The sequence below is a fragment of the Nocardiopsis algeriensis genome (assembly GCF_014203695.1).
In the GTDB taxonomy this organism is placed as follows: Bacteria; Actinomycetota; Actinomycetes; order Streptosporangiales; family Streptosporangiaceae; genus Nocardiopsis; species Nocardiopsis algeriensis.
Window position 1 is genome coordinate 211,464 of sequence record NZ_JACHJO010000004.1, and the last position, 15,568, is coordinate 227,031.

Here is a 15,568-nt window from a genome sequence, read left to right on the forward strand (position 1 = left end):
CACTAGGCGAACACATGGCGAGGGGATGAGGCGGATGGACAAGGTGGTGGCCACGGCCGAGGAGGCCGTGGCGGACATCGGTGACGGCGCGTCCTTGGCGGTGGGCGGCTTCGGCCTGTGCGGCGTGCCCAACGTCCTCATCCAGGCCGTCCACGACGGCGGTGCCACAGGACTGTCGGTCGTCTCCAACAACTGCGGGGCGATGGGCACCGGCCTGGCCGTGCTGCTGCGGTCTCGGCGCATCTCCCGCGTCACCGGCAGCTACATCGGCAACAACGACGTGTTCGCGCGCCAGTACCTGGGCGGCGAGCTCGAACTGGAGCTGATCCCCCAGGGCACGCTCGCCGAGCGGCTGCGCGCGGGCGGCAGCGGCATCCCCGCCTTCTACACCCCCGCCGGCGTGGGCACCCAGGTCGCCGAGGGCGGACTCCCCTGGCGCTACGACGGGAAGGGCGGTGTGGCCGTGGCCTCCCCGCCCCGGGAGGTGCGCGAGTTCGACGGGGTCCCCCACGTGCTGGAGCACGGCATCACCACCGACTTCGCGCTGGTGCGCGCCGCCCGCGGCGACCGGCACGGCAACCTCGTCTTCCGCCGGTCGGCCCGCAACTTCAACCCCGTGGCCGCCATGGCCGGGCGCATCACGATCGCCGAGGTGGAGGAGCTCGTGGAGCCGGGGGAGATCGATCCCGACCACGTGCACCTGCCCGGCGTGTTCGTCCAGCGCGTCGTGGCGCTCACCCCCGAGCAGGCCGCGGACAAGCAGATCGAGAAGGTGACCGTGACGAAGGTGGATGCCTGATGGCCTGGAACCGCGAGGAGATGGCCGCGCGCGCGGCCCGCGAGCTGCGCGACGGCGAGTACGTCAACCTCGGCATCGGACTGCCCACGCTCGTCCCCAACCACCTGCCGCCGGGTGTGGAGGTGATCCTGGAGTCGGAGAACGGCATCCTGGGCACCGGGCGCTTCCCCACCGAGGACGAGCTCGACCCCGACCTGATCAACGCGGGCAAGGAGACGGTCACCGTCCTGCCCGGCGCGTCCTTCTTCGACTCGTCCCTGTCGTTCGCGATGATCCGCGGCGGCCACATCGACACCGCCGTCCTGGGTGCCATGCAGGTCTCCGCGGGCGGCGACCTGGCCAACTGGGCGGTGCCGGGCAAGATGGTCACCGGTATCGGCGGCGCCATGGACCTGGTGCACGGGGCGCGCCGCGTCGTGGTCACCATGACCCACACCGCCAAGGACGGCAGCCCCAAGATCGTGGAGGAGTGCACGCTCCCCCTCACCGGCCGCGCCTGCGTCGACCGCGTCATCACCGACCTGTGCGTCCTCGACGTCACCGGCGAGGGCCTGGTCCTGGTGGAGCTCGCCCCCGGGGTGGACCCGGAGGAGGTCCGGCGGCGCAGCGGGGCCCCGATCCTGACCACCGGGGAGGTGGCCTCGTGAAGGGCCGCGACGTCTACGTCGTCGACGCCGTGCGCACACCGGTGGGCCGCTACAGCGGCGCACTGGCGGGGGTGCGCCCCGACGACCTGGCCGCGCACGCCGTGCGCGAGCTGCTGGGGCGCTCGCCGGACCTGGACCCGGCGCGCGTGGACGACGTCTACCTGGGCAACGCCAACGGAGCCGGCGAGGAGAACCGCAACGTGGGCCGCATGGCCGCCCTGCTGGCGGGGCTGCCCACGTCGGTGCCGGGCGTGACCGTCAACCGGTTGTGCGCCTCGGGCCTGGAGGCGGTCGTGCAGGCCGCCCGGGCGATCGCCACCGGAGAGGCCTCGGTGGCGGTGGCCGGCGGTGTGGAGTCGATGACCCGTGCGCCCTACGTGCTGCCCAAGAACGACCGGGCCTTTCCGGCCGGACACGCCGAGATGTACTCCACCACGCTGGGCTGGCGCATGGTCAATCCGCGCATGGAGCCGCAGTGGACGGTGGCGCTGGGCGAGTCGGCGGAGCTCATCGCCGACAAGCACGGCATCACGCGCGAGCAGCAGGACGAGTTCGCGCTCGGCAGCCACCGCAAGGCCGCCGCGGCGCGGGAGGCCGGGCTGCTCGACGCCGAGATCGTCCCCGTCCCGGTGCCCACGCGGCGCGATCCCGGTGCCGTCGCCGACCGCGACGAGGGGGTGCGGTACGACGCCTCCCGGGAGGCGATGGCGCGGTTGCGCCCCTCGTTCCGGTCCGAGGGCGGCACGGTGACCGCCGGCAACGCCTCCCCTCTCAGCGACGGCGCCGCGGCGCTGCTGCTGACCGACGAGGAGGGCCTGCGCGAGACCGGGCGGGAGCCGCTGGCGCGCATCGCCGCCAGTGCCGTCCACGCCGTGGATCCTCACTGGTTCGGTCTGGCCCCCGTGGGGGCGGTCGAGCGCGCCCTGGACCGGGCCGGGCGCACCTTCGCCGAGGTGGACGTGCTCGAGCTCAACGAGGCGTTCGCGGCCCAGGTGCTGGGCTGCCTGGCCGAGTGGCCCGAGTTCGACCCGGCCGTCCTCAACCCGTGGGGCGGGGCCATCGCCGTCGGCCATCCCCTCGGGGCCTCGGGTGCCCGCCTGGCGGGAACCGTCGCCCACCAGCTCGCCGCCGCGGGCGGCGGCACCGGGGTCGCCACCCTGTGCATCGGTGTCGGCCAGGGACTGGCCCTGGTCCTCGAACGCTGACACCCCCGTTCCTCCGGGCCGGGGGCGGCCCCTGGCCCGGAGGAACGGCGACGATTCAGACGCGGTCGAGGAAACCGCCGTCGACCACGAGGTTCTGACCGGTGATGAAGGAGGCGGCCGGGCCGGCCAGGAAGACCACCGCGCGGGCGATCTCCTCGGGACGGCCCAGGCGGCCCGAGGGGATGCGCGAGCGGATGCCCTCGTAGAACTCGGGGTCGTTCTCGCGGCGGCGGGCCCACCCGCCGCCCGGGAACTCGACCGGGCCCGGTGAGACCGTGTTGACCCGCACGCCCTCGGGTGCCCAGGCCCGGGCGAGGGAGGACGCGTGGTGGTTGAGCGCCGCCTTGACCGCACCGTAGGAGCGCGGGCCGGCCGGCGGGGTCACGTGCAGGGCCGAGGTCGTGGAGACCAGCACCACCGCGCCTCCCCGCTCGGAGGCCTTCAGGTGCGGCTCGGCGGCCTCCGTCAGACGCAGGAACGGCAGCAGGTCGGTGTTGTAGCCCCTCTCCCACTGGTCGGGGGTGGCGGCGCTGCCGCCCGAGACGTTGGAGACCAGTACGTCGAGTCCGCCCAGCTCGGCGGCGGCCTCCTCGACGAAGCCGGGCAGTGCCCCGTGGTCGGTCACGTCCAGGGACCGGGCCAGGACCCTGGCCCCCTGCTCCCGCAGGCCGTCGGCGGCCTCGGCCAGGGCCTCGGCGCCGCGCGCGCAGATCGCCAGGTCCGCCCCTTCCGCGGCGAACACCTCGGCGATCGCCCTGCCGATCCCCCGGCTGGCCCCGGTCACGACGACCCTGGCCCCCGACAGTCCCAGATCCATGGCCCCTCCGTTGCTGTGGTACGGCGCGGTCGTGCCCCTTCGGGCCCGACCGCGCCAACCTAGCAGCTCAGGCGCCGGTGGAGTGGAACCCGCCGTCGACGTGGACGATCTCGCCGGTGGTGGCGGGGAACCAGTCGGAGAGCAGGGCCACGACCGCCTTGGCCGCGGGCTCGGGGTCGGAGACGTCCCAGCCCAGCGGGGCGCGCTCGGGCCAGTGCTTGGCGAGCTCGCCGAAGCCGGGGATGCTGCGCGCGGCCATGGTGCTGAGCGGACCCGCCGAGACCAGGTTGACCCGGATCTTCTGCTCGCCGACGTAGCGCGCCAGGTAGCGGGCCGTGGAGGTGAGCGCGGACTTGGCCACGCCCATCCAGTCGTAGATGGGGTAGGAGACGCTGTTGTCGAAGTCCATGGCCACGACCGAGCCGCCCTCCTTCATCAGGGGCAGCAGGGAGGTGGTGAGGGACTTCAGGGAGAAGGTGGAGGTGTGCATGGCCGTGGCCACGTCCTGCCACTCGGTGTTGAGGAAGTTGCCGCCCAGGCCCTCCTGGGGGGTGAAGCCGATGGCGTGGACGATGCCGTCGAGGCCGTCGACGTGCTGTCCCACGCGCTCGGCGAGGCTGGACAGGTGCTCGTTGTCGGTGACGTCCAGCTCCAGGACCGGGGGCGTCTCGGGCAGGCGCTTGGCGATGCGCTCGACCAGGCTCAGGCGGCCGTAGCCGGTGAGGACCACGGTGGCGCCCTGCTCCTGGGCGAGTCTGGCGACGTGGAAGGCGATGGATGCGTCGGTGAGCACGCCCGTGACGAGGATGCGCTTGCCTTCGAGGAGTCCCATGTTCAGTCCGTCCTGTTTCGTGGAAAAAAGCGGAGGTCGGGCCGGGCTCAGTGGCCCATGCCCATGCCTCCGTCGACGGGGATGACCGCGCCGCTGATGTAGTCGCCGCCGGGACCGGCGAGGAAGGCCACGGTCCGGGCGATGTCCTCGGTGGTGCCGTAGCGGCCCAGGGGGATGTTCTTCTTGATCTCGGCCTGGCGCTCCTCGGGCAGGGCGGCGGTCATGTCCGTCTCGATGAAGCCGGGGGAGACCACGTTGACCGTGATGTTGCGCGAGCCCAGCTCGCGGGCCAGGGAGCGGCCGAAGCCGACCAGGCCGGCCTTGGAGGCGGCGTAGTTGGCCTGGCCGCCGGAGCCGGACAGGCCCACGACCGAGGAGATGAGCACGATGCGGCCGAAGCGCTTGCGCATCATGCCGCGCACCGCGCGCTTGGCGACGCGGAAGGCGCCGGTGAGGTTGGTGTCCAGGACGGAGGAGAAGTCGTCCTCGCTCATGAGGGCGAGGAGCTGGTCCTTGTTGATCCCGGCGTTGGCCACGAGCACCTCGACGGGGCCCTGGGCCTCCTCGACCTCCTTGAACGCGGCGTCGACCTGGGCCGAGTCGGTGATGTCGCAGCGCACCCCGAACAGGCCCTCCGGGGGTTCGCCGGAACGGTGGGTCACCGCGACTCTGTCTCCGGCCGCGGCCAGTTCGCGGGCGATGGCCAGGCCGATTCCGCGGTTGCCGCCGGTGACCAGTACCGAGCGCGACATAGGGGCTCCTCTTCTCGGCGCGGCTGCTGTGAGCAGCCACGGAAGCGTGTCAGGGGGCAGGGGACGGTGATCGCCTTGCAGAGTATCGAGCTACCAGCCGGTAGCCCCAACTGAGGCCGAAAGCCCGCAGATGCGGGCCATGCGCGGCTTTTCCGGGCATTTCCGGACATCTACAGGGCCTGAAGGCAGGCTGTGGGGTGTGTCACGCCCAGCCGGCGTCATGGGCCAGGATGGCGGCCTGGACGCGGTTGGACAGGTCGAGCTTGGACAGGATGCGGCTGACGTGGGCCTTCACCGTGGCCTCGCGCATCCCCAGGGTGCGTCCCGCCTCGGCGTTGGACATGCCGCGGGCGACCGCGACCAGCACATCGCGTTCGCGCCCGCTCAGCACCGCCAGGCGCGCCGCCGCGGCGGCGCGGCCCGCCGCGGAGTCCGCCGGGGCCGGCGAGGCGAAGCGCTCCAGCATGCGCTTGGTCACGCTGGGTGCGAGCATGGCGTTGCCCTCGTGGACGGTGCGCACGGCGGAGATGAGGTCGCGCGGCGGCGTGTCCTTGAGCAGGAACCCGACCGCGCCGGCGCGCAGCGCACTGTGGACGTACTCGTCCAGGTCGAACGTGGTGAGCAGGACGACGCGCGGAGGGTCGGGCAGGGCGGCGATCCGGGTGGCGGCGGTCAGCCCGTCGGTCCCCGGCATGCGGATGTCGAGCAGCACCACGTCGGGCTCCAGCTCGCGGACCAGGCGGACCGCCTCTTCCCCGTCACCCCCCTCACCCACGACCTCGATGTCGGGGGCGGCGTCCAGGATCATCCGCAGCCCCGATCTGACCAGGGTCTCGTCGTCGACCAGGAGCGTGCGGATCACGGAGCGGCCTCCTCGGCGCCGTCGGGTTCGTCGGTCGGCACGATAGCGCGCAGGCGCCACCCGCCGTCGGGGCAGGACCCGGCCATGAGTTCTCCCCCGGCCAGGACGACGCGCTCGTGCAGGCCCACGAGGCCGAACCCGCTGGCGGGGGCGTGCGTGGCCGGGGCCGAGGCGGGGCCGTTGGCGACCTCGACCTCCACGCGGTCGGGCATGCGGTGGACCCGCACCGCGGCGGAGGCGCCGGGGGCGTGCTTGGCTGCGTTGGTCAGCCCTTCCTGGACGATGCGGTAGACGGTGCGCTGGGCGCTGACCGAGACGTCCCCGGGCCGGCCGGTCCTCTCCAGGACCACCCGCATCCCGGCGGCCGACCACTCGCCCACGAGCCGGTCCAGGTCGGCCAGGACGGGTTGGGGCGCGGTGGGCGGGGCGGTGCTGTCGTCACGCAGGACACCGAGGATGCCGCGCAGCTCGGAGAGGGCCTCTCGGCCGGTGGTGCGGATGAGCCCAGCGGTCTCGACGGTGCGCGGATCCTCGGCCGAGACCTCCAGACCGCCGGCGTGCAGCACCATGAGGCTGACGCGGTGGGCGACCACGTCGTGCATCTCACGGGCGATACGGGTGCGCTCTGCGGCGATGGCCTGCTCCGCCAGAAGATACCGTTCGTGTTCGAGCCGTTCGGCGCGCTCCTGGAGGCGGTCGACGAGCTGGCGGCGGGTGCCCACCCACAGTCCGAAGACGAGGGGCACGAGCAGGATCGCCGAGACGAGGAAGGCCTGGGCCAGCAGGTCTGTGTCGACGGCCAGGCCGAAGGCCAGGCAGTACAGGGCGAACCAGCCCGTGAGCAGGCGCCGGTCGGCGTGGTGGACGGCGTAGGAGTACAGGGCGACGGCCGCCGGCACGAAGTTGCCGAAGAGCAGCAGCATTCCGAAGCCGGTGGCCATCAGCCACTGGGGGCGCGAGCGCCGCAGCAGGACCGCGGCCCCGGCCGCCACGACAGGGAAGACGTAGTAGTACACGCCGAAGAGCAGCATCGGCAGGAAGTGGTCGAAGAGCGGACTCTCCAGGAGTGCGGCGGCCGGCCCGTTGAGGACGCCGACATCTCCGGCGGACCCCGCGGAGAGCTGCATGATGCCGCTGAACGGCAGCGGCAGCACGGCGTAGGCCCAGTCGGCGACGACGAGGCGGTACCGCAGCCACCGCTGCCGGTTGTCCCGCCACAGGGCGCCGACGTCTCCGCCGAGGTTGTTCAGCCAGGTCCACATGCCGCGGATTCTACGGTCGCCCCGACGCGATCCGGTCCGGGTGCGGCCGCCCCCGGACCGACCCCACCTTCGTCGGTACCGCAGGTCGGAGGGGGTGCGGCGGCCGACCCGTCACGCACCGCGACCGGGCGGCCATCGACGAAGGTCGGGGCGGCCCCCGACCGAAGGCGGCGCGGCTCCCTTCCCGGCCGTCCTTTCGGCCGATGCGCGAACCCTCCCGCAGGCGGAGTCGGAGCCGGGGCCCGGACACCTACCGTGAGGTACGTCGGAAAAGGCGCTTGTCCGCCCTTCTTCCGCCGGATTCGCTTCCCCTACCCCGTTCTGGAGTTGACCACCGTGTCCGTGCCCACAGCCGATCCCGCCTCTCCGGTCTCCCCGCCACCGGTCGTGGTGGCTCGGGGCCTGACCAAGACCTACGACACCGGCGGCGCCCAGGTGCACGCCCTCGCCGGTGTCGACGTGGAGTTCCACCGAGGCGCGTTCACCGCGATCATGGGCCCCTCCGGGTCGGGCAAGTCCACCCTCATGCACTGCCTGGCCGGGCTGGACGTGCCCACCTCGGGCACCGTCCACCTGGGCCGCACACAGATCACCGGGCTGCGCGACGCCGAGCTGACCCTGCTGCGGCGCGACCGCATCGGGTTCATCTTCCAGTCGTTCAACCTGCTGCCGATGCTCACCGCCGAGCAGAACATCCTGCTGCCCTCGCAGATCGCCAGGCGCAAGGTCGACCGGGACCGGTTCGACCGCATCGTCGATGTGGTCGGCCTGCGCGACCGCCTGCACCACCTGCCCGCCAAACTCTCGGGCGGCCAGCAGCAGCGCGTGGCCGTGGCCCGCGCCCTCCTCAACGCCCCCGAGGTGGTCTACGCCGACGAGCCCACCGGAAACCTGGACTCCCACTCGGGAACCGAGGTCCTGGAGTTCCTGCGCTCCTCGACGAAGGAGATGCAGCAGACCGTCGTCATGGTCACCCACGACCCCGTGGCCGCCTCCTACGCCGACCGCGTGGTGTTCCTGCGCGACGGGCGCCTGGTGGACGAGGTCGCCGACCCCACCGCCGAGCTGGTCTCCGCCCGCCTGCTGAAGCTGGAAGAGGCCTGACCGATGCTGCGCACCACACTGGCCGGGCTGCGCCTGCACAAGTCCCGGTACGTCACCACCGTGCTGGCGATCCTGCTCGGGGTCATGTTCGTGTCGGGCACGATGGTGTTCGCCGACACCCTGGAGGCGGGTTACGAGAAGACCGTCATGGGCTCGGCGGCCTCGGTCGACGCCGTCGCGGTCCCGTCGGAGCCCGACAGCGGCGGGTCCGAGGAACCCGAGGAGGCCCTCCTCACCACCGAACAGCTCGACGAGGTCCGGGCCCTGCCCGAGGTCGCCGGGGCCGACGGCGTCGTCAACGGCGAGGCCGTGCTGCTGGACGCCGACGGGCGCGCCTTCGGTTTCGTCCCGCCGGTCGCGGTGTCCTTCGGGGAACACACGCGCTTCTCGGCCGAGGAGGGAACCCTGCCGGGCAACGGCGGGGAGATCGCCCTGGCCGCCTCCACCGCCGAGCAGATCGGTTTCGCCGTCGGCGACCGGGTGACGGTGCTCGACCGGGAGCAGGCCAAGCGCGAGTTCACCCTGACCGGCCTGGTCGAATTCGGGACCGAGCAGGACTACAGTTTCCGGGGCGCGGTCGTCTTCGACGAGGACACCCTGCGGGAGATGGCCACCGTCGAGGGCTACGTCGAAATCGACGCGACCGCCGCCCCGGGCCACACGGACCAACAGGTGTCCGATGCCGTCGCGGCGGCGCTCGGCTCCTCCGCCGAGGTCATGACCGGCGATGAGTTCGGGGTGAAGCTGGCCGAAGGCACCGGTGCCGACACCCTGATGCTGCGGACCGTGCTGCTGCTGTTCTCGTTCATCGCGATGTTCGTGGCCGGGATCGTCATCCACAACACCTTCGCCATCCTCATCGCCCAGCGCCAGCGCGAGATGGCCCTGCTGCGGTGCGTGGGTGCCAAGCGGTCGCAGGTCTTCCGCTCGGTCCTCCTCGAGTCACTGGCCGTGGGCCTGCTCTCGTCCGCCCTGGGTGTGCTCGCGGGTGTGGGGGTCGGCTACGCCGGCGCCGCCTTCGGCGGTCCGCTGCTGGGCATGGAGGGGGCCTCCGCCGTGGTGGTCTCCCCGACCGCGATGGTCCTCGGGATGTCCGTCGGCACCGTGGTGACGGTGTTCTCCGCCCTGGTTCCGGCCATGCGCGCCACCCGGGTGCCGCCGCTGGCGGCGCTGCGCACCAGCGCCACCGCCGCCGGGCTGGAGAAGGGCACGGGCCGGGTCCGCGCCGTGTTCGGAGCGCTGTGCTTCCTGGCCTCGGCCGCCCTGGTGGCCCTCACCCGGATGTCGGGCCCCTCCGAGACCAACCTGGTGATCGTCACCGCCGCGGCGCTGGTCGCGTTCACGGGCGTGGTGGTGCTCGGTCCGCTGCTGGTGCGGGGGATCGTGCGTGTGCTGGGAATCCCGCTGCGCCGGACGGGTGTGCCGAGCATGCTGGCGGTGGACAACTCCGTCCGCAGCCCCCGCCGCGCGGCCGCCGCGATGATCGCCCTGACCGTGGGCGCCACACTCATCACCGGGTACTCGGTGGTGAGCGCCTCCATAGAGAGGACGCTCACCGCCCAGCTCGAGGAGCAGTTCCCGATCGACTACCAGATCACCCCGCAGATGTTCCTGGGGGAGCCTGCGGCGGCGGAGCCCGAGGAGACCTCGGCCGAGGACGCCCCGGAGGAGGAGACCGCTTCGGAAGAGGAGGCTCCTCCGGAAGAGGAGGCTGCCGCTGCGGACGGCACGGTCGGGGCTCCGGACGTGCCCGCCGTTCCGGCGGAGGTGGTGCGGGTCCTGCGGGAGGACCCCCTCCTGGAGCGGGTCATGGGCCAGCGCAGCGCCGCGGTCGAGTCGGACAACGGAACCCTGTGGGTCAACACCCATACCAGCACCCGCTTCGGCGAGGACATGACGGCCGACACCGTCGAGGGCGACATCTCCGACATGGGTCCCGGCAAGGTCGTGCTGCAGGGGGCCTCCGCCGACGGGTTCTCCGTCGGTGACACCTTCACCCTCCCCCTCGACGACGGTGGGGAGCTGTCGCTGGAGGTCGCAGCGATCACCGAGGAAGGGCAGATGCTCTACGGCGTCACCCTCCACGAGGACGACTTCGCCCGGGCCTTCCCCGAGATCACCTCGGACGAGTACGTCTACGTGCGCGCCGTTCCCGGGGCCGATCCGGCCGATGTCCGCGAGGCCGTCCACGACGCCGTCGAGGACCATCCGACCCTCCAGGTCATGTCGGTCTCCGAGGTCAAGGAGCAGCTCTCCTCCATCCTGGACATCGCCTTCTACACCATCGCGGCAATGCTGGCGCTGGCGATCGTCATCGCGGTGTTCGGCATCTCCAACACGATGGCGCTGTCGGTGCTGGAGCGCACCCGCGAGTCGGCGCTGCTGCGTGCCCTGGGCCTGGCCAAGGGGCAGCTGCGGCGGATGCTCGGTGTCGAGGCCGTGCTGCTGTGCCTCATCGGAGCGGGCATCGGCATCGTGTTCGGTGTGGTGTTCGGATGGGCCGCGGGCGCCGCGGTCCTTCCCGGACTGGAGTTCACCGTCCCCTACGCCCAGATCGCGGTGTTCATCGCCCTGGCGGTCCTGGCCGGGCTCGCCGCCGCGGTGCTGCCCGCGCGGCGGGCAGCGGGCACCTCGATCACGGGAGCGCTGGCCGGCGAGTAGCGCAGGGGTGAACGGCGCCTCCGCCCGGCGGCGGAGGCGCCGTTCCGCACGGGCGTGTCCGAATCAGGTTCCGGGAGCGCCGCTGTCCTTGGGGTCGGCGGCGTCGGGAACGTAGGAGTCCAGGTTCTTGGTGCGGTCGCGCTCGTCCTCGCGATCCCCGTGGGGAGTGTCGGCGGGGTGCTCCCAGGGCCGTTCCGGATGCGGGTCGCGCACCGCGGCCCCCTGGCTGTCCTCGGGCACGGGGGTGTCGTCCACGACGTGGACGGCCTCCTCCTCGGCTCCGCGGTCCTCACCTCCCCAGTTCTCACGCGGGTAGACGTCGCTGCGCTCGTCGCGCACCGCCTGGTCGATGCCGCGGCCGCCCTGGTCGCTGTCGTCGGCGAAGTCGTGGCCCTCGATACCGAAGTCCGGTTCGACATGCCGCTCGAACTCCTTGGCCATGCTGATCTCGGGGTCGTCCCCCATGTCGGTGTCGACGTCGTAGGGTTCCTCGCTCATGTCCTCCCCCTCTCCCGGGGGGACGATCTCAAACGGTTTTCCCCGCCCCGAGGAAGGCGGGTGCGCGGCGCACCCTCAGCGGCGGCGCTCGGAGCGGCGCAGCCGCAGCGGTCGCAGCGCGGCCTCCAGCGCGACGGCCCCGTCGAGCTTGCTGCTGCCCTCGACCCGGTCCTCGAAGTGGATGGGGATCTCCACGATCTTCTGCCCCCGGCGGTAGGCGCGGTAGTGCATCTCCACCTGGAAGGCGTAGCCGGTGCTCTCGATGGAGGGCAGGTCCAGCGCGTGCAGGGCCGAGGCGCGCCAGAGCTTGAATCCGGCGGTGACGTCGCGCACCGGGATGGACAGCACCGTCTTGACGTAGGTGTTGGCCCAGCCGCTGAGAAGGCGCCTGCGCATCCCCCAGTGCTCGGAGAGACTGCCGCCGGGCACGTAGCGGCTGCCGATGACCACTCCGGCGTTGGTGGAGTGCAGGGTGCCCAGCAGCTGCGGAAGGTAGCCCGCGGGGTGGCTGAGGTCGGCGTCCATCTGGGCGACGAACCCGGCGCCGTCCTCCAGGGCGCGTGTCATGCCGGCGACGTAGGCGCGGCCCAGGCCGTCCTTGCGGGTGCGGTGCACCACGGTGATCCGGCCGGGGTGCTCCAACGCGAGCTTGTCGGCGATCTCACCGGTGCCGTCCGGGGAGTTGTCGTCGACCACGACCAGGTGCAGGCCCGGCAGGGGCAGCGCCATGAGCTGGGCGGTGAGCACCGGCAGGTTCGCGGCCTCGTTGTAGGTGGGCACCACCACGGTCAGCGGGGACGAGGCCCAGGGTTCGGGAAGCGCCACCGGCTCAGGGGTGACACGCACCGGCTCGGACGGGTCCGGGTGCGACGGTTGTGCGGTCATGCTCGGCGGCTCCAGAGGGTGGGCGACACGGTCGTGCGGACCGGGGTCGGGAGGGTAGCTCAAGGATCACTCATCGCGCACCGGTACACAACAAGAACGAACCGGAGACTACCTGTCGACCTTCCCGGCACCTGTGTCTCACTGCCCCCTCTCCTGCTCGACAACGGCGACGTGGACGAGCGCGCCGGTCTCCTCCAGCGTCATGAGGACCTCGGGGTCGGCGCTGGTGTCGGTGACCAGGTGGGCGATCGACTCGGGGGCGACGGTGGACACCATGGTGTCGGCGCCGATCTTGGTGTGGTCGGCCAGGACGACGGTCTCCTCGGCGCAGTCGGCCAGGGCGCGGTCGACGGCGGCCACCGCCGGGTTGGGGGTGCTCAGGCCGCGCTCGGCACTGACGCCGTTGCCCGACAGGAAGGCCCTGTTGACGCGCAGGCCGGCCAGGCTCTGCTCGGCCGCGGCGCCGACCAGGGCGCGCACGGGCGCGTGCAGGGTCCCGCCGGTGACCACCACCTCGATGCCGGAGGCGCCGAGCAGGGCGTCGGCGACCCGGAGCGAATTGGTGACGACGGTGATGTCGCTGCGGGAGGCCAGTTCGCGGGCGAAGGCCTCGGTGGTGGTGCCGGGGCCGACCGTGATCGCGTCGCCCGGTTTGACCAGGCGCAGCGCCGCCGCCGCGATCGCGGACTTCTCCGCGGCGCACCGGCCGCTGCGTCCCGCGTAGCTCTGCTCGTGGCCGATCCGGCCGGGCAGGGCCACACCGCCGCGGCGCCGGTCGACGAGTCCCTCGGCCTCCAGGGCGCGCACGTCGCGGCGGACGGTGACCTCGGAGGCCCCGACCTTGACCGCGAGGTCGCGCAGGGACATGGTTCCGTGGGCGCGGACGAGTTCGAGAATGCGCTCGCGGCGCTCGGCGGCGAAGGCCGGGCGGCTCTCCTCAACCATGGACGTACTCCGACTCCTCCGTGCTCGGGCCGCGAGGGCCCCGTGTGCCACGGTCTAGAGTACGGACCGATCCGCGGCCGGGTGCTCTGCGTCCGCCTCCTCGGGGTTCTCCGGCGGGCCGGGCCTCTCGGTCAGGAGGGTCACGAGAATGACCGCCGTGAAGGCCACCAGACCGATGAGCGCTCCCGCTCCGAACAGCAACACGACGGACATGTGGGCCTCCCCAGGGGACGGGCTGACCTGTCATTAACCGGATTCCCGGTTCGGAGCGGCCTCACACCCCCGATCCGGTGGTTGTCGGGACCACAATGGACGCATGAGCCTTTCGACTGCTCCGCTCGCGCCCGAGGTCTGGTGGGCGCACACGTCCGACGCCCACGAACGCCTGCTGCGCCTCCTGGACGGACAGGAGCGGGCGCGCAACGACCGCTTCCTGCGCAAGCCCGACCGGGACCGGCACCTGCTGGGCCGGGCGCTGGCCCGTCTGGTGCTGGCCGAGCGGGCGGGATGCGCGCCCGAGGAGGTGTCCTTCTCCCTGCGGTGCCGCTCGTGCGAGGAGAAGGAGAGCGCCGGAGCCGAGCGGACGGACGGGGAGCCGCACGGCAAGCCGCATCCGGAGGGCCCGGCCCGGGGATGGGAGTTCTCGGTCAGCCATTCGGGAGAGTGGGTGGTGCTGGCGCTGGCGGAGGGGGTTCCGCTGGGTGTCGACGTGGAGCGGGTGTCCGAGGGGCGCGACCTGGAGGGTCTGGCGAGCTACACCCTGGGCGGCCCCGAGCTCGAGGCGTGGCGGGCACTGGGTCCCGACGAGCGGGCGGGCGCGTTCTTCGGCTACTGGTCGCGCAAGGAGGCGCTGCTCAAGGCGACCGGGCACGGCCTGTCGGGGGGTCTGAGCCGGGTCCTGGTGAGCCCGCCGCACGAGAGGGCCTCGCTGCTGGAGTGGACGGGCGTGGGCGCCCCGGAGGCCGTCTCGATCACCGACCTGGACCGCAGCGGGGAGTACCGCGCGGCCCTGGCGGCACTGAGCGATCGGCCGCTGCGGCCGGTCGTGCACCCTCCGGGGGTCGCCGCCGCGCTGCTGCGCGGTGCGCCTGTCAGCCCTGCCCGGCCTCTCTGGCGAGGTGGCGGCCGATGACCAGGCGCTGGACCTGGTTGGTGCCCTCGACGATCTGGAGGACCTTGGCCTCGCGCATCAGGCGTTCGACCGGGAAGTCGCGGGTGTAGCCGTACCCTCCCAGGACCTGGACGGCGTCGGTGGTCGCCCTCATGGCGGTGTCCGTGGCCAGAAGCTTGGCCATGGCGGCCTGCTTGCCGAAGGGCCTGCCGGCGTCGCGCAGGCGTGCGGCGGCCAGGTAGAGCTCCCGGGACGCGGCGATCTGCGTCGCCATGTCGGCGAGCATGAAGCCGACCCCCTGGAAGTCGCCGATGGCCGCACCGAACTGGCGGCGCTCGCGGGAGTAGGCCAGGGCGGTGTCGAGAGCGGCCTGGGCGACGCCGACGGCACAGGCGGCGATGCCCAGGCGGCCGGAATCGAGTGCGGCCAGGGCGATGCCGAAGCCGCGGTTCTCCTCGCCGACGAGGGCGTCGGCGGGCAGGCGGACCCCGTCGAACAGCACCCCGGCGGTGGTGGAGGAGTTCATGCCCATCTTGCGCTCGGGGGCGGCGGCACCCAGGCCGGGGAGCCCGGCGGGCACGTGGAAGCAGCTGATGCCGCGGCTGCCGGACCTGGGCTCTCCCGTGCGGGCGAAGAGGGTGTAGTAGTCCGCCCTTCCGCCGTGGGTGATCCAGGCCTTGGCCCCGTCGACGGTGTAGCCGTCCCCGGTGGCCTCGGCGCGGGTGGTGAGCGCGGCGGCGTCGGAGCCCGAACCGGTCTCGGACAGGCAGTAGGCGCCCAGCAGGTCGCCACCGACCATTCCGGGCAGGTGGGCGGCGCGCTGCTCGTCGGTGCCGAAGGCGGCCAGCGGGTAGCAGGACAGGGTGTGGACGCTCACGCCGAGGCCGACGGCCAGCCAGCCCCGGGCGAGCTCCTCCACGACCTGGAGGTAGACCTCGTAGGGCTGTCCCCCGCCTCCGTACTCCTCGGGGTAGGGAAGGCCGAGCAGTCCGGCGGCGCCGAGCGTGCGGAACACGTCGCGCGGGAAGGCGCCGGCCTCCTCGTCGCGGGCCGCACGCGGGGCGACCTCCTTGTCCACGAGTTCGCGGGTCAGCTCCAGCAGCTGCTCCGCCTCCTCCGAGTGCAGTGTGCGCTCGACCGCCATCGGCCCTCCCGGCTCGCTCGCCCCAGCAGGTAGTAGGACGTCCG

Annotated in this window: 16 protein-coding genes; 6 read left to right on the forward strand and 10 right to left on the reverse strand. The window is 72.5% G+C overall.

All coding sequences use genetic code 11. The annotated features are described in order from the left end of the window. The first annotated feature begins 34 nt into the window (after nt 1-34). From FHS13_RS07525 to FHS13_RS07535, 3 genes are read left to right on the forward strand one after another with little or no spacing between them, the layout of a single operon-like run. Nucleotides 35-799: a CoA transferase subunit A gene (locus FHS13_RS07525; RefSeq protein WP_184289683.1), complete on the forward strand. Its 765-nt coding sequence runs from the start codon at nt 35-37 to the stop codon at nt 797-799. Beyond that, nucleotides 799-1,446 (forward strand): CoA transferase subunit B, encoded by a 648-nt coding sequence (locus FHS13_RS07530; protein ID WP_184289686.1) that lies wholly within the window; start codon nt 799-801, stop codon nt 1,444-1,446. Before FHS13_RS07525 ends, FHS13_RS07530 begins: the two co-directional genes overlap by 1 nt. Beyond that, the gene (locus FHS13_RS07535) at nt 1,443-2,651 is read left to right on the forward strand and encodes an acetyl-CoA C-acyltransferase (RefSeq protein WP_184289689.1); all 1,209 of its coding nucleotides are present in this window, start codon (nt 1,443-1,445) and stop codon (nt 2,649-2,651) included. The genes FHS13_RS07530 and FHS13_RS07535 overlap by 4 nt, the downstream gene beginning before the upstream one ends. Nucleotides 2,652-2,706: 55 nt before the next feature. Here FHS13_RS07535 and FHS13_RS07540 read toward each other — a convergent pair whose 3' ends face one another. From FHS13_RS07540 to FHS13_RS07560, 5 genes are all read right to left on the reverse strand, one after another. Further along, the gene (locus tag FHS13_RS07540; RefSeq protein WP_184289692.1) at nt 2,707-3,468 is read right to left on the reverse strand and encodes an SDR family NAD(P)-dependent oxidoreductase; all 762 of its coding nucleotides are present in this window, start codon (nt 3,466-3,468) and stop codon (nt 2,707-2,709) included. A gap of 67 nt (nt 3,469-3,535) precedes the next feature. After that, nucleotides 3,536-4,300, reverse strand: a complete 765-nt coding sequence (gene fabI, locus FHS13_RS07545) for an enoyl-ACP reductase FabI (RefSeq protein WP_184289695.1) — start codon at nt 4,298-4,300, stop codon at nt 3,536-3,538. Nucleotides 4,301-4,347: 47 nt separating this feature from the next. Further along, nucleotides 4,348-5,052, reverse strand: coding sequence for a beta-ketoacyl-ACP reductase (fabG, locus tag FHS13_RS07550; protein WP_184289698.1), 705 nt, complete (start codon nt 5,050-5,052; stop codon nt 4,348-4,350). A gap of 202 nt (nt 5,053-5,254) precedes the next feature. Continuing rightward, nucleotides 5,255-5,914: a response regulator gene (locus tag FHS13_RS07555; RefSeq protein WP_184289700.1), complete on the reverse strand. Its 660-nt coding sequence runs from the start codon at nt 5,912-5,914 to the stop codon at nt 5,255-5,257. Further along, entirely contained in the window at nt 5,911-7,176 is a 1,266-nt protein-coding gene (locus FHS13_RS07560; protein WP_184289703.1) for a sensor histidine kinase, read from the reverse strand. Before FHS13_RS07560 ends, FHS13_RS07555 begins: the two co-directional genes overlap by 4 nt. A 342-nt stretch (nt 7,177-7,518) precedes the next feature. Between FHS13_RS07560 and FHS13_RS07565 the strand changes: the two genes are divergently transcribed. Both FHS13_RS07565 and FHS13_RS07570 read left to right on the forward strand, forming a co-directional pair. Continuing rightward, nucleotides 7,519-8,280, forward strand: coding sequence for an ABC transporter ATP-binding protein (locus FHS13_RS07565; RefSeq protein WP_420222430.1), 762 nt, complete (start codon nt 7,519-7,521; stop codon nt 8,278-8,280). 3 nt (nt 8,281-8,283) lie between these two features. Further along, nucleotides 8,284-10,941 (forward strand): ABC transporter permease, encoded by a 2,658-nt coding sequence (locus FHS13_RS07570; RefSeq protein ID WP_184289709.1) that lies wholly within the window; start codon nt 8,284-8,286, stop codon nt 10,939-10,941. A gap of 63 nt (nt 10,942-11,004) precedes the next feature. On the opposite strand, the gene FHS13_RS07575 is transcribed toward FHS13_RS07570, so the two are convergent. The 4 genes from FHS13_RS07575 to FHS13_RS07590 all read right to left on the reverse strand — a co-directional run bounded on the left by FHS13_RS07575 (nt 11,005) and on the right by FHS13_RS07590 (nt 13,482). After that, on the reverse strand, nt 11,005-11,439 hold the full coding sequence (locus FHS13_RS07575; RefSeq protein WP_184289712.1) for a hypothetical protein: 435 nt from the start codon (nt 11,437-11,439) through the stop codon (nt 11,005-11,007). A gap of 75 nt (nt 11,440-11,514) precedes the next feature. Beyond that, nucleotides 11,515-12,324, reverse strand: a complete 810-nt coding sequence (locus FHS13_RS07580) for a polyprenol monophosphomannose synthase (protein WP_184290242.1) — start codon at nt 12,322-12,324, stop codon at nt 11,515-11,517. A gap of 138 nt (nt 12,325-12,462) precedes the next feature. Next, on the reverse strand, nt 12,463-13,269 hold the full coding sequence (locus FHS13_RS07585) for a DeoR/GlpR family DNA-binding transcription regulator (protein WP_184289715.1): 807 nt from the start codon (nt 13,267-13,269) through the stop codon (nt 12,463-12,465). A gap of 54 nt (nt 13,270-13,323) precedes the next feature. Next, nucleotides 13,324-13,482 (reverse strand): hypothetical protein, encoded by a 159-nt coding sequence (locus FHS13_RS07590; RefSeq protein ID WP_184289718.1) that lies wholly within the window; start codon nt 13,480-13,482, stop codon nt 13,324-13,326. 103 nt (nt 13,483-13,585) lie between these two features. Here FHS13_RS07590 and FHS13_RS07595 point away from each other — a divergent pair, with 103 nt between their 5' ends. After that, nucleotides 13,586-14,401, forward strand: a complete 816-nt coding sequence (locus FHS13_RS07595) for a 4'-phosphopantetheinyl transferase family protein (RefSeq protein WP_184289721.1) — start codon at nt 13,586-13,588, stop codon at nt 14,399-14,401. Here FHS13_RS07595 and FHS13_RS07600 read toward each other — a convergent pair. Then, nucleotides 14,361-15,524: an acyl-CoA dehydrogenase family protein gene (locus FHS13_RS07600; protein ID WP_184289723.1), complete on the reverse strand. Its 1,164-nt coding sequence runs from the start codon at nt 15,522-15,524 to the stop codon at nt 14,361-14,363. The genes FHS13_RS07595 and FHS13_RS07600 overlap by 41 nt on opposite strands. Between the last annotated feature and the right edge of the window lie 44 nt (nt 15,525-15,568).